The sequence below is a fragment of the Serratia sp. 22264 genome (assembly GCF_052045345.1).
Taxonomy (GTDB): domain Bacteria; phylum Pseudomonadota; class Gammaproteobacteria; order Enterobacterales; family Enterobacteriaceae; genus Serratia; species Serratia plymuthica.
Genome location: NZ_JBQEOY010000010.1, coordinates 31,998 through 51,033, shown reverse-complemented (window position 1 = coordinate 51,033; position 19,036 = coordinate 31,998). Strand labels below are relative to the sequence as shown.

Genomic DNA, 19,036 nt, shown 5'->3' with positions numbered 1-19,036 from the left:
GGGAATTCCCTGCCCTTACTTTAATTAATCGAACGTTTGTATTTTTTGCCAGACATCGTCAACGGACACATCAATACAATCACCCGATTCGGTCTGCAGAATGTGATAACGCCCCGTCCAGGGATGCCAGGATTCTTTATCCGTATCGCCAAAAAAGACCACCATATCTTTATTCAACGCCGCAGCCAGATGCATCTGCCCGCCATCGCTGCACAATACCCTGTCGCATAAATCAAAACCGGCCAGTAATTCCCGCACCGAGGCCGTCGGGTAAAGCGCCACGCGTTCATTCTGACACAGCGCCAACAACTGCTCTGCACGTTTTTGGTCACCGATATCGTCAGGCGTCAACGTGCCTTGCGGGGACCAGAAAATCAGCACTGCGGTGTTCTGATCGGCGACTAAGCGATTGATAATTTCGGCATAGCGTTCTATCGGCCAGCGACGTTTAGGGCTGCGACTGCTGATATGGACCGCGCAAACTCGCCCGACAGGCGGCAAGAGTTTCTGCAAACGTTGCGCCGCCTGCTGGCGCTCTTCCGGGGCCAAAAACACGCGGACCGGCGGGATCGGGATGCGCTGTTCGGTAATCGCCGATAGGTAGCTGTAAGTATGCTCTACCTGATGCTTGCCGCTGAAATTTTCCTTACGGAAAGGATGATGAATATCAGGCGTACCTAAATCTGCGCCGATAATATTGCTTACCCCCGCCATTTTCGCCAACCGCAGGCTGTACTTGCAAGGAACCGGGTTGGCCAGGATCGCCGCGTCGAATTTTATTTTACGCAGCTTAAGAAAAATCATCAGACGCTCAAAATAAACCCCTAATGTCGTTTCATTTTTCGCCTTGTGCTTTGCCTTTTTATAGACGAAAACCTTTTCAAGGTGCGGGTTGTTTTTAACGACATCCTGGCTGACTTTATTGATTAACAGATAAAGTTTGGCATCCGGATAGGCAATTTTCACCCCTTCAATCAAAGGAGTCGTACAAACAAGATCGCCAATATTGTCACGGCGAATAATTAAAATATTCTTCATTCCAAGCCTATCAGCGAAATCTCTCGCCTGTTGTCTAAAACTGACACCAAAGGTTACCAAATTAGCGCCTTTCCCTTCCAGTTATGGTACTATTCTGACTAACCCATATAATGAAATTGATAGAATGTTGCTGCGTTTATATCAGGTACTACTCTACCTCATCCAACCCCTGATCTGGCTCCGCTTACTGCTGCGCAGCCGCAAAGCTCCAGCCTACCGTAAACGCTGGGCAGAACGCTATGGCTTCTGCGCCGGAAAAGTGGTGCCGGGCGGCATCATGCTGCATTCCGTCTCCGTGGGGGAAACGCTGGCAGCCATCCCGTTGGTCCGCGCGCTGCGACACCGCTATCCCTATTTACCGATTACTGTGACCACGATGACGCCAACTGGTTCAGAGCGCGTTCAGTCCGCTTTCGGTAAAGACGTTCATCATGTTTATCTGCCTTACGACCTGCCCGGCTCCATGCGCCGTTTCCTCGATCAGGTGAACCCCAAGCTGGTTATCATCATGGAGACCGAGCTGTGGCCAAATCTGATTAACGCGCTGCATCAGCGTCAGATCCCGCTGGTGATCGCCAACGCACGCCTTTCCGCTCGCTCTGCCGCCGGTTATAAAAAAATCGGCGGTTTTGTCCGCGACATGCTGCGCCGCATTACGCTAATCGCCGCGCAAAATCAGGAAGATGGCGAACGCTTTATCGAACTTGGCCTGAAACGCTCGCAGCTGACCGTGACCGGCAGCCTGAAATTCGACATTTCCGTCACTCCCGAGCTGGCTGCGCGCGCGATCACGTTACGCCGCCAATGGGCACCGCGTCGCCCGGTGTGGATCGCGACCAGCACTCATGAAGGTGAAGAAACCATTCTGCTGGCGGCACACCGCAAGCTGCTGGAAAAACATCCCGACCTGCTGCTGATCCTGGTGCCGCGTCACCCTGAACGTTTCTCTACCGCCAAAGAACTGGTGCAGAAAGCCGGTTTCAGCTACACCCTGCGCAGCAGCGGTGAAATCCCCTCCGGCAGCACCCAGGTGGTGATTGGCGATACCATGGGCGAACTGATGCTGCTGTACGGCATTGCCGACCTGGCCTTTGTCGGCGGCAGCCTGGTGGAACGCGGCGGGCATAATCCGCTGGAAGCAGCCGCACATGCCATTCCGGTGCTGATGGGGCCGCATATCTTCAACTTTAAAGATATCTGCGCCAAGTTATCGCAGGCCGAAGGGCTGATCACCGTGGCCGACGAGGACTCGCTGGTCAAGGAAGTCGCCACTCTGCTCACCGACGAAGACTATCGCCGCTATTACGGCCGCCACGCCGTGGAAGTGCTGTATCAGAATCAGGGAGCGCTGCAGCGCCTGCTGCAACTGTTGGAACCGCACCTGCCGCCACGGAGCCATTAAATGAGCGACCGCAAAAGCCTGTCGGTGGTGATCATCGCCAAGAACGAAGCCGGGCTGCTGCCGGATTGCCTGAACTCTGTGGCCTGGGCGGACGAAGTGGTCATTCTCGATTCGGGCAGCCAGGATGACAGCATCGCCATTGCCGAAAACCTCGGTGCCAAAGTGTTCGTCCATACCGACTGGCAGGGCTTCGGCAAACAGCGCCAATTGGCTCAAAGCTACGCCAGCCACGACTATATTCTGATGATCGACGCTGACGAGCGCGTCACCCCCGAACTGCGCCAGTCGATTGAACAGACCTTGGCCGCGCCTGACGACAATCAGGTCTACAGTTGTGCGCGCCGCAACCTGTTCCTTGGACGTTTTATGCGTCACAGCGGGTGGTATCCGGATCGCGTCAACCGGCTGTACGCCAACCGACGCTATCGCTATAACGACGATCTGGTGCATGAATCGCTCAATATCGGCGCCGCGAAAGTGGTGCCCCTCAGCGGCGATCTGCTACACCTGACCTGTCGCGACTTTTTCGCTTTCCAGCGCAAGCAGTTGCGTTATGCCGAAGAATGGGCCAATCAGCGTCATCAGGCCGGCAAGCGCTGCGGTTACTCCTCCATACTGACTCATACTCTCGGTGCCTTCTGCAAAACCTGGCTGCTGCGCGCCGGCTTCCTCGACGGTAAACAGGGGTTGCTGTTAGCCGTGGTCAACGCGCAATATACCTTCAATAAATATGCCGCATTGTGGGCATTGGGCCGCAACTCTTCAGAGAAGTGAATCATGACCAGTAAAGCCATTTATCCCGGTACTTTCGATCCCCTGACTAACGGCCACCTGGATTTGGTGACGCGCGCGTCATTGATGTTCGATCACGTCATTCTGGCCATTGCCGCCAGCCCAAGCAAAAAACCGCTGTTCACGCTGGAAGAGCGCGTGGCGTTAGCCACTCAGGTGACATCGCATCTGGATAATGTCGAAGTGTTGGGATTCAGTGAGCTGATGGCGCATTTTGCCGCCCACCAAAATGCCAATATTCTGGTGCGCGGCCTGCGTGCGGTGTCTGACTTTGAATATGAATTGCAGTTGGCGAACATGAACCGCCACCTGATGCCAACGCTGGAAAGCGTGTTCCTGATGCCTTCCGAAGAGTGGTCGTTTATCTCTTCCTCTCTGGTGAAGGAAGTGGCGCGCCACGGCGGCGATATCGCACCTTTCCTGCCGGACGTGGTCACCCAGGCACTGATGGAAAGGCTCGCCGTACAATAATCAGCGTTGGCAGCGACGGCAGAAGAAGGTACTGCGCTGCCCGTGTTTAGCGGATTCAATCGGCGTGCCGCACGCGCGGCAAGGCTCACCCGCACGACCATACACCTGCAATTCTTGCGCGAAATAGCCTGGTTTACCGTCCGACTGCAGGAAATCGCGCAATGTGGTACCCCCTTGCTCAATCGAGCGTAGCAATACCGCCTTGATAGTCTCCACCAGCAACTCAGCTTCCGTTTTGCTCAGCGAAGCGGCCGGGCGATCGGGCAGGATCCCGGCGGTGAACAGTGATTCGCTGGCGTAGATATTGCCAACCCCTACGACCAGCTTGTTATCCATCAGCCAGGGTTTGATCAGCGTGCGCTTATTGCGCGATTTTTCGTACAGGTAGGCGCCAGTAAAGGCTTCACTTAGCGGTTCCGGCCCAAGGTGGGCCAGCACATTGCTGTTCGCCAGGTCTTCGCACCACAGCCAGGCGCCAAAACGGCGGGGATCGGTATAACGCAGCGTCATGCCGTTGCTGATCACCAGATCAACATGGTCGTGCTTACCGGCTTCGGTTTCCTCAGCCAGCATACGCAGGCTACCGGACATCCCCAAATGGACGATAATCCAGCCGTGGTCCAGTTCAATCAGCAGATACTTGGCGCGGCGTTGTACGCTGCGTACCGGTCGGTCGCTCAGCGCCAGAATTTGCTCGGAAACAGGCCAACGCAGCCGCGCGTTGCGCACCACCGCATACTGAATGCTATGGCCGACAAGATAAGGTTCAATACCACGTCGGCTGGTCTCAACTTCTGGTAATTCAGGCATCTAGCGCTCTCCCGTCGGTTTTCTACCCTTATAAAACAAAAAACCCAGCCTAAGCTGGGTTTTTATTAATCCACTAAAATTATTTAATTTTAGCTTCTTTGTACAGTACGTGTTGACGGACAACTGGATCGAATTTCTTCAGTTCCAATTTTTCCGGCTTAGTACGCTTGTTCTTCGTGGTGGTATAGAAGTGACCAGTACCAGCAGAAGAAACCAGCTTGATCTTCTCGCGAACACCTTTAGCCATGATGCAGTTCCTTAATACTTCTCACCACGGGTACGCAGATCGGCCAAGACCGTCTCAATACCCTTCTTATCGATAACACGCATACCTTTAGCAGATACACGCAGCGTTACAAAGCGCTTCTCAGCCTCAACCCAAAAACGGTGTGAGTGCAGGTTCGGCAGAAAACGGCGTTTGGTCGCGTTCATTGCGTGGGAACGGTTGTTACCGCTCACCGGGCGCTTGCCAGTAACTTGGCAGACTCGGGACATGTCTATTCTCCAAAAATCAAATCAGCTCGAGCTTCGTATAGGGTATGGCCGCCTCGTCAGGCTTTTAGAGCCCATCTCAGCAAACTCCATACTGAGGAGACTCCCGTCATCAGGTCAGAAACCACACATCAGGTTAGAAACCTGCTGAGATAGGCTCTTACGCCAAACCCAAGATTCTCAAAGGTGGCGTAGTATACGCTCTGAGGCGTAAGTGCTCAAGTCCCGAACAGCTAAAGATCCCCGAAGGATCGCGAAAAAATCGCTTAAAGCCATCCGCGCTCGGCAAAAGAGACGCATTCACCCCGACCTATCACCAAATGATCGAGCACTCGGATCTCCAATAACAGGCAGGCATTAACCACATGCTCTGTTATCAAACGGTCAGCGTGACTGGGTTCAGCCTTACCCGAAGGATGATTATGCGCCAGAATAATGGCGGCCGCATTAGCCTTCAACGCTTCACGCACAATTTCTCTCGGGTGCACGACGACGCTGCTGATGGTACCAGCAAACATCTCCTGATGGCGAATAACGCGGTGCTGATTGTCTAAAAACAATACCAAAAATACCTCCCGCTCACGGTGCGCCAGTAAGCTTTGCAGATAATGCTGCGTTATTTTGGGATTGAGCATGGCGTTTTCCTGCGCCAGATGGCTGGAAAAGAAGCGAAACGCCAATTCTGAAATCGCCTGAAGCTGCGCATAGCTCGAATTGCCCAATCCTTTGTGGCTGCAGAAAACCTGATGGTCTGCCGACATCAGATGATACAGCGAGCCAAACTGCCCCAACAGCTGCTCCGCCAGTTGCATGACATGCAGGCCGGGAAACCCGGTACGCAGAAAAATCGCCAGCAACTCCGCATCGGACAGCGCCGCCGCGCCGTACCGCAGTAACTTTTCCCGGGGCGCTAACGCTCCCGGCCATAAGGTCATTACCTGACTGCTCATCATCACCCCCCGAAAGCGTCCAAGCATGCCATGCGGAACAAAGGGTAACGACAGGTGTTTGATAACATTGCGAAGTGCTGCGCAAAGCGCAATGTAACGAGCTGCAGAGACAGCGGAATCGCTCACCTGTCTGGCGGTTATGCTAAAATGGCGCATCTTTCGGTTTTCAATCGGACAATCATGATGACGGGACTTTCCGGCAAACATATTGTGCTTGGCATCAGTGGCGGTATCGCTGCGTACAAATGCCCAGAACTGGTGCGCCGCCTGCGTGACAGAGGCGCGGAAGTGCGTGTGGTAATGACCGGCGCGGCGAAAGCGTTCATCACGCCGCTGACGCTGCAGGCGGTTTCCGGCTATCCGGTCTCCGACGATCTGCTGGATCCCGCAGCCGAAGCCGCAATGGGTCACATAGAGCTCGGAAAATGGGCGGATTTAGTGATTCTTGCCCCAGCTACCGCCGATCTGCTGGCACGCGTCGCTGCCGGCATGGCCAACGATCTGCTGACGACCCTTTGCCTGGCGACCGACGCACCGATAGCCGCAGCGCCTGCCATGAACCAACAGATGTATCGCGCCACCGCCACCCAAGCCAATCTGCAAACGCTGCAGGCACGCGGCATGTTGCTGTGGGGCCCGGACAGCGGCAGCCAGGCTTGTGGCGATATTGGGCCGGGCCGCATGCTCGATCCCTTGAACATCGTCGATCTGGCGAACGGTTATTTCTCCGCTTCACAAGATTTGCAACATTTAAAGATTATGATCACCGCCGGCCCAACGCGTGAAGCGCTGGACCCGGTGCGTTTCATCAGCAATCACAGTTCCGGTAAAATGGGCTTCTCTATCGCCCAAGCCGCCGCCGCACGCGGTGCGCAAGTCACCTTGATTGCCGGTCCGGTCAACCAGCCGACGCCGCCGTCGGTAACCCGGGTAGACGTCATCAGTGCGCTGGAAATGGAACACGCAGTACAGCAGCGCGCCGCCCAGCAGGACATTTTCATTTCCTGTGCCGCCGTAGCCGATTACCGTGCCGGGCAGATCGCCGGTGAAAAAATAAAAAAACAGGGTGATGAAATCATCCTCAAAATGGTAAAAAACCCCGACATCGTTGCCGGCGTCGCCGCAATGACTAAAAATCGCCCCTTTGTCGTGGGGTTTGCCGCCGAAACCCAGAATGTGGAAGAATACGCGCGACAAAAACTGGCGCGTAAGAAACTGGATTTAATTTGCGCTAATGATGTATCGCTTGCAGAGCATGGGTTTAACAGTGACACCAATGCCTTGCACCTTTTTTGGCAGAATGGAGAAAAGCGCCTGGCGCTGAGCGATAAGGCACTCCTTGGCCAACGTTTAATAGACGAGATAGTCAGCCGTTATGATGAAAAAAATCGACGTTAAAATCCTCGACCCGCGTATCGGACAGGATTTCCCTTTACCGACCTACGCTACCCCGGGTTCAGCCGGTCTCGATCTGCGCGCCTGCCTGGACACCGCGGTTGAACTGGCGCCGGGTGAAACCACGTTGCTGCCTACCGGTCTGGCTATTCACATTGCCGACACCGATCTGGCGGCGGTGATCTTGCCGCGCTCAGGTTTGGGCCACAAGCACGGCGTGGTGCTGGGCAACCTGGTTGGCCTGATCGACTCCGACTACCAGGGCCAACTGATGGTTTCCGTCTGGAACCGCGGCCAAAAATCCTTCACCATTGAACCTGGCGAACGTATCGCGCAAATGGTCTTTGTGCCTGTTGTGCAAGCTGAGTTCAATCTGGTAGAAGAGTTCGACAGCAGCGAACGTGGCGCAGGTGGCTTTGGCCACTCGGGTCGCCACTAAGCGCAGCCCAAGACTTGATTGTCGGCAGGGAAATGTCGTCCGAAATCTTGCCGCCCAGAGAGAAGGACATTTCTATACCCAAGATAATTGAAGTTGCATCACAACAAAGCCGTGGCTTTGTTGAACAGCGCTTGCGCTGGCCCCTACGGGGTGAGTGGGTGCAGCCAACACAGATGCAGCTTCAAGTATGGCGGGTATATGGCAAGGTTTGTCCGGCAACGATTACAGTGCACACCAGGTCGCGCGGAGAACACAGGTCGTTAAGGCCGCTGACCCCAGCATCGTAAAAAAGCTATCACATAAGCCGCACAGAGATCTCTCTGCAATGGCCGGTGCGCGGGTTTCCGAAAGTCTAAGCAGTTTTAGCAAGGGTCTAATCAGACATGGCAGAAAAAGAAAATACCAAAAGGAACAGGCGCGAGGAAATACTGCAGGCGTTAGCCCAGATGCTGGAATCCAGCGACGGCAGCCAGCGTATCACCACTGCGAAACTGGCCGCTAACGTCGGTGTCTCCGAAGCTGCGTTGTATCGGCATTTTCCCAGCAAAACACGGATGTTCGACAGTCTGATCGAATTTATTGAAGACAGCCTGATAACGCGCATCAACCTGATCCTGCAGGACGAAAAAGAAACCTTTAACCGCCTGCGTCTGATCCTGTTGCTGATCTTGGGGTTTGCCGAACGTAACCCTGGCCTGACGCGCATCATGACCGGCCATGCGCTGATGTTTGAGCAGGACCGTTTGCAGGGAAGGATCAGCCAGCTGTTTGAACGTATAGAGGCGCAGCTGCGGCAGGTACTGAAAGAGCGCAAACTGCGGGAAGGCAAAGGCTTTGTCGTGGATGAAACGCTGCTGGCCAGCCAACTGCTGGCCTTCTGCGAAGGTATGCTGTCACGCTACGTGCGCTCCGAGTTCCGTTACCGTCCTACGCAAGACTTCGACGGCCGCTGGCCGCTGCTGGCGGCACAGCTGCAATAAACCGTTGTCAGGCGCGTTTTGGCGCGCCTGACAACGTGAATAGCGCGTTAAACCCCGTACTGTTCACGATAGGCGCGCACCGCCGCCAGACTCGCCGCCATTTCCGGTTTCTCTTCCAGATAAGCAATCAGATCTTTCAGCGTCACGATGGAAATCACCTTACAGTGATAGTCGCGCTCGACTTCCTGAATAGCTGAAATCTCCGCACGCCCGCGTTCCTGACGGTCCAGGGAGATCAACACCCCGGCCAACGTCGCACCGCTGGCACCGATGATTTCCATCGACTCACGGATTGCGGTGCCGGCGGTGATCACATCGTCCACCAGCATCACTCGGCCCTGCAGCGGGCTGCCCACCAAAGTGCCGCCTTCGCCGTGGGTTTTGGCTTCTTTACGGTTAAAGCAGTAAGGTACGTCGCGTTCATGGTGTTCCGCCAGCGCTACCGCCGTGGTGGTGGCGATCGGGATACCTTTGTATGCCGGGCCAAACAGCAGATCAAAATCGATGCCGGAGTCCATCAGCGCTTCGGCGTAGAAGCGTCCTAACAACGCGAGATCACGCCCGGTATTAAACAGGCCGGCATTAAAGAAATACGGGCTGGTACGGCCGGATTTCAGAGTGAACTCACCGAATTTCAATACCTGCTTGTTAAGCGCGAACTCGATAAACTGGCGCTGATAGGCTTTCATTACTGCTTCTCCTCGTCTGGGTCTGTTAGATCTGTTATTACTGCCACCCGATAGTCGGGCGTAAAAAAGGCGACTCTTCAGTCGCCTTAAAAATTACTCTGCCAGCGCCGCTTTCTGCGCCTGGAAGATGGTTTCGATGCCCCCTCGAGCCAGCGCCAACAGCGCCAACAGCTCTTCGTGGCTGAAAGGTTCGCCCTCGGCGGTGCCCTGCACCTCGATCATGCGGCCGTCTTCCATCATCACCACGTTCATATCGGTTTCTGCCGCAGAGTCTTCGACGTACTCCAGATCGCACAGCGCTTCGCCCTTGACGATACCGACAGACACTGCAGCCACCAGCCCTTTCATTGGGTTGGCCTTCAGTTTGCCCGCAGCAACCAATGCATTAAGCGCATCAGCCAGCGCAACGCAGGCACCGGAAATGGAGGCGGTGCGGGTGCCGCCATCAGCCTGCAGTACGTCGCAATCCAGGGTAATGGTGAACTCACCCAGTTTTTTCAGATCGACCGCCGCACGCAGCGAACGGGCGATCAGGCGCTGAATTTCCAGCGTACGGCCGCCCTGCTTGCCTTTTGCGGCCTCGCGAGCGTTACGGCTGTGGGTAGAGCGCGGCAGCATGCCGTATTCGGCGGTGATCCAACCCTGGCCCTGACCTTTCAGGAAGCGCGGAACGCCCTCTTCTACCGTGGCGGTGCACAAAACTTTGGTATCGCCAAACTCAACCAGCACTGAACCTTCAGCGTGTTTGGTATAGTGACGGGTCAGTGTCAGTGGGCGAACTTGTTGTGGTGCTCTGCCTGCAGGACGCATGGGTTCTCTCCGGCTTCTAATCTACGATTGGCTGCGCATTATACGGGCTTCGTGACGTAATGCCTATCCTGCCCGGAGGTCCAACGTTATAATCGTTCCATCTTTTCCTATTACGGGTACGCATCAATGATCCGCAGCATGACCGCCTACGCACGGAGTGAAATCAAGGGTGAATGGGGCAGCGCAGCTTGGGAGCTGCGTTCCGTTAACCAACGCTATCTAGAAACCTACATCCGTTTACCGGAGCAATTCCGCAGCCTGGAGCCGGTGATCCGCGAACGTATCCGTGGCCGTCTGACCCGTGGCAAAGTGGAATGCAACCTGCGCTTCGAGCTGGACCCGAGCGCGCAAAGCTCGCTGATCCTGAACGAAAAACTGGCTAAACAGCTGGTTGAAGCCGCCAACTGGGTAAAAATGCAGAGCGACGAAGGGGAAATCGATCCTATCGACGTCTTGCGTTGGCCGGGTGTGATGTCTGCTCAGGAGCAGGATCTGGACGCCATCAGCGCACAGCTGATGCAGGCTCTGGATAGCGCATTGGATGATTTCATCACCGCTCGCGAAAGCGAAGGCACCGCGCTGAAAGCCCTGATCGAACAGCGCCTCGACGGCGTCAGCGCCGAAGTGATCAAAGTGCGCGCCCAGATGCCAAACATCCTGCAATGGCAGCGTGAGCGCCTGGTCAGCAAGCTGGAAGAAGCTCAGGTGCAGTTGGAAAACACTCGCCTGGAACAGGAGCTGGTGTTGATGGCGCAACGTATTGACGTTGCCGAAGAGCTGGACCGTCTGGAAGCCCACGTAAAAGAAACGCATAACATCCTGAAGAAGAAAGAAGCCGTGGGCCGCCGCCTCGACTTTATGATGCAGGAGTTTAACCGCGAATCGAACACGCTGGCGTCCAAGTCGATTAATGCCGAAGTCACCACTTCCGCTATCGAACTGAAAGTGCTGATCGAGCAAATGCGCGAGCAGATCCAGAACATCGAGTGATATTTTCTTCACTAACCAAAACCCGCGCTATGCGGGTTTTTTTATGAACCAACCCTATATATACCTAGCCGCCTGCTGTTCGGTAATTAGCCCCAATTTTTGCAGTTGAACGGCTATGGCCCAAGTGGTGCGTTCAAATTCGCTGCTCAATGCCTCAAGCGTTCCGCCCTCTGCATAGCTCTCCTGCAGCCGCTCTTCCGGTGAGAGCTTTACTTTCTTCTGGCGCTCCGGCTCACTCGGCCAATGCAAACAGTAGCCGAATCGCCTCCGGCGAACCGGTCATTGACGCCGTACCCAGCAACTCCCCCGTCTCGGGGTTAATGCCATTTGCCAGCGCCCGCAACATTGCCTGTGTCTTCATATCCGCATCCTCATCCTGAGAAAGTAGGCCGTCTTTTGCGGCGAAATAGTGAACTCTTTTTCTCTCTCAGCGAGGAAAAAATCAATAGTTAAGCGGGATGACGTTCAGATTATGCGGGACAGATTCCAGCCGGCCCGCTCCATCGGCGATGGGTTTACAGGCATCTGCGCCGTAAAAGCGAGGCTTTTACGAAAAACTGCGACGATCACCCAGAGAATGACAATCCATAACCCATACCAGCCGCCCGAAGTATTTTGTTCTAATTATCACGTAAGGTAATGAAAGGCAGGCGAAGCTGTGGCTAAATGTGTTTTTTTCATGCCCGCAAGCCGTACGGACCCTTTATGCCGCAAATTCTGCAATTTATTTTCGCCCTGGTGGTGATCATCGCCCTGGCGTTGCTGGTCAGCAACGATCGCAAGAAAATCCGCCTGCGCTATATTATTCAGCTGTTGGTCATTGAAGGTGCACTCGCCTATTTCTTCCTGCATTCAGAAAGTGGCCTCAGCGTAATCAGACACGTCGCCGGCTTCTTTGAAACGCTGCTGACCTACGCAGCGCAAGGCTCCGACTTTGTTTTCGGTGGCATGAGCAAGGACGGGCTGGCGTTCATTTTCCTGGGCGTTTTGTGCCCGATTATCTTTATTTCCGCGCTAATCGGTATTTTGCAGCACTTTCGTATTTTGCCGCTGATTATCCGCCTGGTCGGCACCCTGCTGTCCAAGGTTAACGGCATGGGCAAGCTGGAGTCTTTCAACGCCGTCAGCACGCTGGTACTCGGTCAGTCGGAAAACTTCATCGCCTATAAGGGGATCATCGGCGATATTTCGCCGCGCCGCATGTACACCATGGCCGCAACCGCCATGTCGACGGTCTCCATGTCCATCGTTGGCGCCTACATGTCGATGATCGATGCGCAATACGTGGTTGCGGCACTGATCCTCAATATGTTCAGCACCTTTATCATTCTGTCGATCATCAACCCTTATCAACTGGACGATGAGCCTGAACTGAAACTGAACAAACTGCATGAAGATCAGAGCTTCTTTGAAATGCTGGGCGAATACATTCTGGCGGGCTTCAAGATTGCGATGATTATCGCCGCGATGCTGATTGGTTTTATTGCGCTGATCTCTGCGGTAAATGCTCTGTTCTCGGCCGTGTTCGGCATCAGCTTCCAGCAAATTCTGGGCTACGTGTTTTATCCGCTGGCCTGGTTGATCGGCATCCCGGCACAGGATGCGTTGCGGGCCGGCAGCATCATGGCGACCAAGTTGGTGGCCAATGAATTCGTGGCGATGATCGAGTTGAAGAAAATTGCGACGGAACTGTCGCCGCGCGGCCTGGGTATTTTGTCCGTGTTCCTCGTCTCCTTTGCCAACTTTGCCTCTATCGGCATCGTCGCTGGGGCGATCAAAGGGCTGAATGAACGACAAGGCAACGTGGTATCCCGCTTTGGCCTGAAGCTGGTCTATGGTTCAACGCTGGTCAGCCTGCTCTCGGCAGCCATCGCAGGGTTGGTGCTGTAAGTCAATATCCCGGCTCCGGCCGGGATCACCTCAGAACGCGACGCACACCGGCGCATCAACGCGCATCACCGAATCCTGCGCAAACTGCTGCTTATAGCTGCTGCGCAGCGCCTCGATGTTGGTTTCACTCTCCTTGCCCGGCGCATGTATCAGCATTAACGCCTTGCTGTTTTCGCGTGCCAGTTTGCCATCATTGCCCAGCCACTGCCCTTTGGCATCAAACACCGACAGACCGTCTTTAAAGCGCGGCGTTACCTGCCGATCGACAAAACCCTGCCACTCTGCTGCGGTAATCACCGGTCCGGTTGGGCGGTTCAAACCGAAATAGAGCGTGGTTTGGACCATCGGATCGCCGGTGCCGCAAACCTTCGGTTTTTGCTGCGTGGCATTTTGGGCCGTTGCAACACAGCCGCTCAACAACAGGGCGGTAACCAAGGCCGCCGCCAGCATGGGAGTATTTTTCATTTTATATTCATATTCCTCGATGGGCACACCCGTCATCAGCCTGAAATACACCGCCGATGCGCAGCGTAAAGATAGAATGCAAAAAGCATAGTCAGCTCTAGAAACTAACACGAAATATCTAATACCTGTATGGTCATTGAAAGGTTAAAAAAGGCCAATAACAAGTCAGATAAACCACTTCCAGATTAATTAAAGTAATCCGAATAGGCATTGGTTAGAAAAACTCAGTAGCGATATGCCCCGTCGGCGATTACCCTTTCGGCCTTACACTCACTCCCGCCCACCCTGTGAATACCTTATGTTACTGAGCATTCTTTATATCATCGGCATCACCGCCGAAGCCATGACCGGCGCGCTGGCTGCCGGCCGCCGCCAGATGGATATGTTTGGCGTGATTATTATCGCTTCGGCCACAGCTATTGGCGGTGGCTCGGTGCGCGATATGCTGCTCGGGCACTTTCCGTTGGGGTGGGTCAAGCATCCTGAATATATCGTGATTGTCGCCATTGCCGCGATTGTCACTACCTGGGTAGCGCCGCTGATGCGCCACTTGCGTCGCCTGTTCCTGGTGCTGGACGCCGTTGGCCTGATTGTATTTTCAATCATCGGGGCGCAGGTCGCTCTGGATATGGGCCACGGCCCTATCATCGCCGCCATTGCGGCTGTCATCACCGGCGTGTTCGGTGGCGTGCTGCGCGATATGCTTTGCAACCGCATCCCTCTGGTTTTCCAGAAGGAAATCTATGCCGGTATTTCCTTCGCCGCCGCCTGGCTGTACATCGGCCTGCAACACTTCAGCCTGCCGCATAACCTGGTCGTCATCATCACGCTGGTCGCCGGCCTGAGCGCCCGCTTGATCGCCCTGCGCTTTCGCCTGGGGCTGCCGGTATTCAACTACCAGCATCCAGACCATTAATACGGCTCACCTCAGAGGCAACATATGCTGCGCCAGGTAGTCTACAAAGACCCTCACCTTGGGCAGCATATGCCGGCTTGACGGCCACAGAGCTGAGAAAAATCCCTGCTCCTGCGTATGTTGATCCAACACCGCTACCAGTTGCCCGGCGTTAATGGCCGAACACAGCGTAAAATCCGGCAGGTAAGCGATGCCCAATCCTTCCTGGGTGGCGTGGATCAGCGCTTCAATGCTGTTGCAGCTCAGCGTCACCGGGATTCGTTGGGAAACCGGCTCTCCCTCAGAAAACAACCTCCACTCCTGCAGTTGCTGGCCCCCCGGGTAGCGGTAGCGCAGGCAGGCATGCTCGAGCAAATCTTCCGGCCCCTGCGGCACACCCCGACGCTGTAAATACTCAGGCGCACCCGCCAGTATCAACCGGAACGGCCCCAGCCGCCGGGCCATCAGCCGGGAATCCGCCAACTCACCGCTGCGAACCGCCACGTCGATTCCCTCGGCGATCAGATCCACCATCCGGTCATTGAAGTCCACGTCCAGCTCAACCTCGGGATAAAGCGCGCTGAAATCAGCAAGCAGAGGTACCAACATTCGATAGCCGATAGCCGGCATACTCACGCGCAGCTTGCCGCGCGGCGCATCGGAGATCCTCGCCATTTCGGCTTCGGCATTTTCAATTTCGCTGACGATGCGTTGGCAGCGTTCAAAAAACAACGCCCCCTCATCGGTGAGATTGATACGCCGGGTGCTGCGGTTAAACAGCCTGACGCCCAACGATTCCTCAAGCCTGGCCACGCTTTTCCCGACGGCAGAGGCGGACACGCCCAGCCGTTCACCTGCGGCGACAAAACTGCGTAGCTCGGCAGCGCGCACAAAGGCCAATAGGCCACTGAGGCTGTCCATAGGATCTCCAATTAGAGCGTTATTGTCCTTAAAGAGTGGAATATAGCCCCATTTTTAGCCAATTAAATCCACTTTATCATCCACCCCAACCGACAATACTGCCGCTGGAGCTCATCATGAACCATCCTCACCGTCTTCCAGACCCCGCTCCCGATCCGCAACGCTGGATTATCCTGTTCTCCGTCTGCCTGGCGGGGTTGATTATGCCGATTAACTTTACCGGCCCGGCAGTCTCTTTACCCGCTATCGCCGCCAGCCTGGGCGGCAGCGTAGTCGCCCTCAGTTGGGTCACCAACGCCTTTATGCTGACCTTTGGCTGCAGCCTGATGATTGCCGGCGCGCTCGCCGATCGCTTTGGCCGCAAACGCGTGTTCATCAGCGGCCTGGCGGTGCTTACCCTAAGCTCAATGGTTATGCTGACGGTGCAAGATATCATCGCCTTCGATGTGATTCGTGCGCTTCAGGGTATTGCCGCCGCAGCGGCGTTTGCCGGAGGAACCGCAGGCCTGGCTCAGGTATTCGATGGCGCAGAACGCGCCAAAGCCTTCAGCCTGTTGGGAACCACCTTTGGCATCGGCCTGGCATTTGGCCCGCTGCTGGCCGGTTTTTTGGTACAGCATTTTGATTGGCGCGCGATTTTTATCAGCGTGTCGCTGTTCAGCGCCATCGCCCTGTTCGCCGGTATACGCTATATGCATGAGTCGCGCGATCCCGCAGCGGCCAAACTCGACTGGCCCGGCGCGGCCACCTTTACGCTGGCTCTGACACTATTGACTTATGCCGTACTGCAAGCCCCCGACAGCGGTTGGAGCAACCGTGGAGTCATCGCCCTGTTCAGCGGCGCGCTGCTTTTCATGATTGCCTTTGTCGCGATCGAGAATCGCGTGCGCAGGCCGATGCTTGATCTGTCTTTATTCCGCTATCCGCGCTTTGTCGGCGTACAGTTTCTGGCGGCCGCCCCAGCCTATTCCTACGTGGTGCTGCTGGTTTTACTCCCGCTGCGCTTTATTGGCATCGAAGGTTACGGCACCCTGGAGGCGGGTATCGTTATGTTCGCACTCTCGGCGCCAATGCTGGTATTGCCTGTGCTTGCAGGCATGTTGGCGCACCGGTTTTCCGCCGGTATCATTTCCAGCCTGGGTTTACTGATCTGCGCCTTCGGCCTGTTATGGCTGGCGCAATATGCGCCGGGGAAACCCTTCGTGCTATTGATTCTGCCGCTGTTGACCATTGGCTGCGGCATCAGCTTGCCCTGGGGATTAATGGATGGCTTGGCTGTCAGCGTGGTACCGAAGGATCGCGCAGGCATGGCTACCGGCATTTTTAGCACCGTCCGCGTGGCGGGCGAAGGTATCGCACTCGCCGTGGTAGGCGCGTTGCTGGCCACCCTGGTTGAACAGCATCTACCGGGCTCTCCTCTGGCCAATGCGGCCGCCGGCGCCCATCGGCTGGCAATGGGCGACCTGCAACAAGCGGCGGCACTGCTGAATGTCGATACTGCGGCCTTGAAACAGAGCTACGAAGCCGCGTTTCATAACCTGCTGTATATTCTGGCATTAATGACGGCGATATCCGCAGGCATCGTTTTTATTTTCCTGCGTCATGCCTCACCCTCGCCGAGCACGCATCCACAGACCACAGACGCAACCTCACTTGTCGAGAGATCGACGGAGTAACAGCACATCACTGGGTTCCGACAAAACCTGTTATTTCCTGTGCCTCCAGCGTGCTGACCAGCGTCAGAAATGGCGGATGCTGTAGAAAACCGGTGATTTGCTCGGCCTTTTTCGCGCCTATCCCGGTCATTTTTCGCCACTCTCCTACGGGGAGTTGCCGTATCTGATGCCAGCTTTTCAGCGCCTGCGTTTGTTGCAGGCTCAGCGGCACGCCTAAGGCTATCAGCCAGCGAGCAAACGGCTGTTGTCGCGCCAGCTGAAATTGCCGGTGGATGCTTCGCCCGCGTTTATCACCGATGCCGGGCGCTGACATCAGTTGCTCCGGCGTCAACACCAACCAATCCAGCAAGTGCCGCACCAGCCCCTGATCAATCAGCACCTGCCAGGTAGATTCACTGACACCGTGCAGGCCGAGTCCCTGTGGGCCGCCCAACCACACCAGCCGCGCCAGAAACTGCTGGCGACACTCCGGCAGCCAGGTAAAGCAACTCAAAGCATGGTAGCGATCGGCAGCCGGCGCACTGGGCTCGATTCTTTCTGTGGCCCGCCAGGCCACTTTATCCAGACGCGGGATCCCATTCCCCATCAGGCTAATAGCCACCTGATCTCCGGGCACAACCGCCCACTGCCGCCAGCGGGGCAGCGATCCCAGGTTAACCCGCGAGACCCATTTATCATCCATCCTGAGAGGATCAAGTTTCAGCACCACGGCAATCTTTCCGGTACGGCCTACACTGAACTCGACATCATTGACCCTGGCGACCTGCTGCACCGGCGGATACTTCCAGGCAACCGCCCAATCACCGGGCTTTGCCTGCCAATAGCGCCCTTGCGGTGAACGCGCCTGATGAATCACCACGCCATCCGTGACGAAGGGCAATGCTTCGCGATACCAACGCTCACGCCATTGCCGCACGTCGTCCAGTGAACTCACGGGCTGTGAATAAGCCAACGCGAGAGGAAATCCCATTGCGGCAAGCTGCTGCAAACGCTGAGTCATTTCCTTTGGGCCATCCGGCCATGCCCAGACAAACAGACCTATCTGTTGCAAGACCGGCGAAAGCCGGTTTTTCATCAGCGCACCGGCTACCGTGGATCGGGCATTGATGCCGCCATGAATCTTTTGCTGATGACCGTTCACCATCAGAAAGAGTTCGCCCTGCAGAATCAACGTCGCCGGAGCGTCCTTCACCGCCGCCGGTATCGCCGGAATAGCCCGCACCTTTTCCAGCCAGTTTTCCCCCTGTAGCCCGTTTCCCCGGCTGACCGCCGCCGCCAGTTCCCCATCGCGATACACCAAAGTAATAGCTACGCCGTCCACCTTTGGCTGAACCCAGACATCGCTACGGCCTCGCAGCCATTGGTCCACGGCGGCAGGATCCGCCAATTTATGCAGCCCGGTGTGCGCCACCGGGTGAGGCGTCTTGCCCGCCGGTAAAAGCGAACTGGGCTCCTCGACCCTTTCCAGCCCGGCGCAACGGTGCCACAACTGCAGCTTTTGCCGCAGGCTGTCGTAGACCTGATCCTCAATTAAACTGTCACCCTGTTGGTAATAGGCCACATCCCAGCGTTCAAGCTGGTTTTTTAACGCGGTTATCTCCAGTTGCAGCCGCTCCGGCCGCCACGCCGGACAACTTTCCGCCCGCAGCGCACCGCAGAACATTAACCCGCCCAACAGCGTCATCCCGACCCGTATTCCATATTTTCGCATGGTGCACCTCCCTGATAACCGGCAGTAAAACCGGGTAGCGACGTCTCGGCAACGGCCAGTTGTCCGTGCTGCCAAGCGGCTCGAGAAAGGAAGGCTGCGTTACATGAAATCGCGGAAATTTGCCGATCCGCTGCGCAAATCCGCCGTTTAGCGGTTTTTTCAGCACAAAGCGGCGGGCAAAATGCGAGCTAACGCTGCACCCGGCGCGTTAGCCGTGTAT

The 19,036-nt window shown here is 55.7% G+C and carries 20 protein-coding genes and 1 pseudogene; 10 read left to right on the top strand and 11 right to left on the bottom strand.

Going from position 1 to position 19,036, the window contains the following annotated elements; translation table 11 throughout:
• Positions 1–24: 24 nt before the first annotated feature.
• Positions 25–1,038 carry a glycosyltransferase family 9 protein gene (locus tag ACTJJ1_RS23890; RefSeq protein ID WP_020439994.1) on the bottom strand — a complete coding sequence of 338 codons (1,014 nt, stop codon included), beginning with the start codon at positions 1,036–1,038 and terminating at the stop codon, positions 25–27.
• 124 nt (positions 1,039–1,162) lie between these two features.
• Between ACTJJ1_RS23890 and waaA the strand changes: the two genes are divergently transcribed.
• Genes waaA through coaD form a run of 3 tightly spaced genes read left to right on the top strand, consistent with a single transcriptional unit; the run spans position 1,163 to position 3,703 of the window.
• Complete coding sequence (gene waaA, locus ACTJJ1_RS23885) at positions 1,163–2,440, top strand: lipid IV(A) 3-deoxy-D-manno-octulosonic acid transferase (protein WP_006328922.1); 1,278 nt, start codon at positions 1,163–1,165, stop codon at positions 2,438–2,440.
• Positions 2,441–3,214 (top strand): glycosyltransferase family 2 protein, encoded by a 774-nt coding sequence (locus ACTJJ1_RS23880; RefSeq protein WP_004953322.1) that lies wholly within the window; start codon positions 2,441–2,443, stop codon positions 3,212–3,214.
• Positions 3,215–3,217: 3 nt separating this feature from the next.
• Entirely contained in the window at positions 3,218–3,703 is a 486-nt protein-coding gene (coaD, locus tag ACTJJ1_RS23875; RefSeq protein WP_004953325.1) for a pantetheine-phosphate adenylyltransferase, read from the top strand.
• Here the strand turns inward: coaD and mutM are convergent, their stop codons facing one another.
• The 4 genes from mutM to radC form a co-directional block, all read right to left on the bottom strand.
• On the bottom strand, positions 3,704–4,513 hold the full coding sequence (gene mutM, locus ACTJJ1_RS23870) for a bifunctional DNA-formamidopyrimidine glycosylase/DNA-(apurinic or apyrimidinic site) lyase (protein ID WP_004953327.1): 810 nt from the start codon (positions 4,511–4,513) through the stop codon (positions 3,704–3,706).
• Between the two features lie 79 nt (positions 4,514–4,592).
• A complete protein-coding gene (gene rpmG / locus ACTJJ1_RS23865) occupies positions 4,593–4,760 on the bottom strand; it encodes a 50S ribosomal protein L33 (RefSeq protein ID WP_002208990.1) in 168 nt (55 codons plus the stop codon).
• A gap of 11 nt (positions 4,761–4,771) precedes the next feature.
• Positions 4,772–5,008, bottom strand: coding sequence for a 50S ribosomal protein L28 (gene rpmB / locus ACTJJ1_RS23860; RefSeq protein WP_004953342.1), 237 nt, complete (start codon positions 5,006–5,008; stop codon positions 4,772–4,774).
• A 263-nt stretch (positions 5,009–5,271) separates the two neighbouring features.
• Positions 5,272–5,955, bottom strand: coding sequence for a RadC family protein (radC, locus tag ACTJJ1_RS23855; RefSeq protein WP_013815028.1), 684 nt, complete (start codon positions 5,953–5,955; stop codon positions 5,272–5,274).
• Between the two features lie 180 nt (positions 5,956–6,135).
• Between radC and coaBC the strand changes: the two genes are divergently transcribed.
• The 3 genes from coaBC to slmA all read left to right on the top strand — a co-directional run bounded on the left by coaBC (position 6,136) and on the right by slmA (position 8,769).
• Positions 6,136–7,353: a bifunctional phosphopantothenoylcysteine decarboxylase/phosphopantothenate--cysteine ligase CoaBC gene (gene coaBC / locus ACTJJ1_RS23850; RefSeq protein WP_020439996.1), complete on the top strand. Its 1,218-nt coding sequence runs from the start codon at positions 6,136–6,138 to the stop codon at positions 7,351–7,353.
• Complete coding sequence (dut, locus tag ACTJJ1_RS23845; RefSeq protein WP_013815030.1) at positions 7,331–7,789, top strand: dUTP diphosphatase; 459 nt, start codon at positions 7,331–7,333, stop codon at positions 7,787–7,789. Before coaBC ends, dut begins: the two co-directional genes overlap by 23 nt.
• A gap of 383 nt (positions 7,790–8,172) precedes the next feature.
• Positions 8,173–8,769 (top strand): nucleoid occlusion factor SlmA, encoded by a 597-nt coding sequence (gene slmA, locus ACTJJ1_RS23840; protein WP_004953358.1) that lies wholly within the window; start codon positions 8,173–8,175, stop codon positions 8,767–8,769.
• A gap of 47 nt (positions 8,770–8,816) precedes the next feature.
• On the opposite strand, the gene pyrE is transcribed toward slmA, so the two are convergent.
• Together pyrE and rph are read right to left on the bottom strand one after the other, a co-directional pair.
• Positions 8,817–9,458, bottom strand: coding sequence for an orotate phosphoribosyltransferase (pyrE, locus tag ACTJJ1_RS23835; RefSeq protein WP_004953362.1), 642 nt, complete (start codon positions 9,456–9,458; stop codon positions 8,817–8,819).
• A gap of 93 nt (positions 9,459–9,551) precedes the next feature.
• Positions 9,552–10,268 (bottom strand): ribonuclease PH, encoded by a 717-nt coding sequence (gene rph, locus ACTJJ1_RS23830; protein WP_122289672.1) that lies wholly within the window; start codon positions 10,266–10,268, stop codon positions 9,552–9,554.
• Between the two features lie 126 nt (positions 10,269–10,394).
• Here rph and ACTJJ1_RS23825 point away from each other — a divergent pair, with 126 nt between their 5' ends.
• The gene (locus ACTJJ1_RS23825) at positions 10,395–11,258 is read left to right on the top strand and encodes a YicC/YloC family endoribonuclease (RefSeq protein WP_006328929.1); all 864 of its coding nucleotides are present in this window, start codon (positions 10,395–10,397) and stop codon (positions 11,256–11,258) included.
• 54 nt (positions 11,259–11,312) lie between these two features.
• Here ACTJJ1_RS23825 and ACTJJ1_RS23820 read toward each other — a convergent pair.
• Positions 11,313–11,619: pseudogene (locus tag ACTJJ1_RS23820) on the bottom strand (hypothetical protein).
• 344 nt (positions 11,620–11,963) lie between these two features.
• Here ACTJJ1_RS23820 and ACTJJ1_RS23815 point away from each other — a divergent pair.
• Positions 11,964–13,148 (top strand): NupC/NupG family nucleoside CNT transporter, encoded by a 1,185-nt coding sequence (locus tag ACTJJ1_RS23815; RefSeq protein WP_004953372.1) that lies wholly within the window; start codon positions 11,964–11,966, stop codon positions 13,146–13,148.
• 30 nt (positions 13,149–13,178) lie between these two features.
• Here ACTJJ1_RS23815 and ACTJJ1_RS23810 read toward each other — a convergent pair whose 3' ends face one another.
• Positions 13,179–13,613: a DUF3574 domain-containing protein gene (locus ACTJJ1_RS23810; protein WP_062789484.1), complete on the bottom strand. Its 435-nt coding sequence runs from the start codon at positions 13,611–13,613 to the stop codon at positions 13,179–13,181.
• A 298-nt stretch (positions 13,614–13,911) separates the two neighbouring features.
• On the opposite strand from ACTJJ1_RS23810, the gene ACTJJ1_RS23805 reads away from it, so the two are divergent.
• Entirely contained in the window at positions 13,912–14,529 is a 618-nt protein-coding gene (locus ACTJJ1_RS23805) for a trimeric intracellular cation channel family protein (protein ID WP_006320142.1), read from the top strand.
• A gap of 6 nt (positions 14,530–14,535) precedes the next feature.
• Here the strand turns inward: ACTJJ1_RS23805 and ACTJJ1_RS23800 are convergent, their stop codons facing one another.
• The gene (locus tag ACTJJ1_RS23800; RefSeq protein ID WP_440835598.1) at positions 14,536–15,429 is read right to left on the bottom strand and encodes a LysR family transcriptional regulator; all 894 of its coding nucleotides are present in this window, start codon (positions 15,427–15,429) and stop codon (positions 14,536–14,538) included.
• A 116-nt stretch (positions 15,430–15,545) separates the two neighbouring features.
• Here ACTJJ1_RS23800 and ACTJJ1_RS23795 point away from each other — a divergent pair, with 116 nt between their 5' ends.
• On the top strand, positions 15,546–17,105 hold the full coding sequence (locus ACTJJ1_RS23795; RefSeq protein ID WP_004953380.1) for an MFS transporter: 1,560 nt from the start codon (positions 15,546–15,548) through the stop codon (positions 17,103–17,105).
• Between the two features lie 7 nt (positions 17,106–17,112).
• Here ACTJJ1_RS23795 and ligB read toward each other — a convergent pair whose 3' ends face one another.
• Positions 17,113–18,816, bottom strand: a complete 1,704-nt coding sequence (ligB, locus tag ACTJJ1_RS23790; protein WP_440835595.1) for an NAD-dependent DNA ligase LigB — start codon at positions 18,814–18,816, stop codon at positions 17,113–17,115.
• Positions 18,817–19,036: the final 220 nt, after the last annotated feature.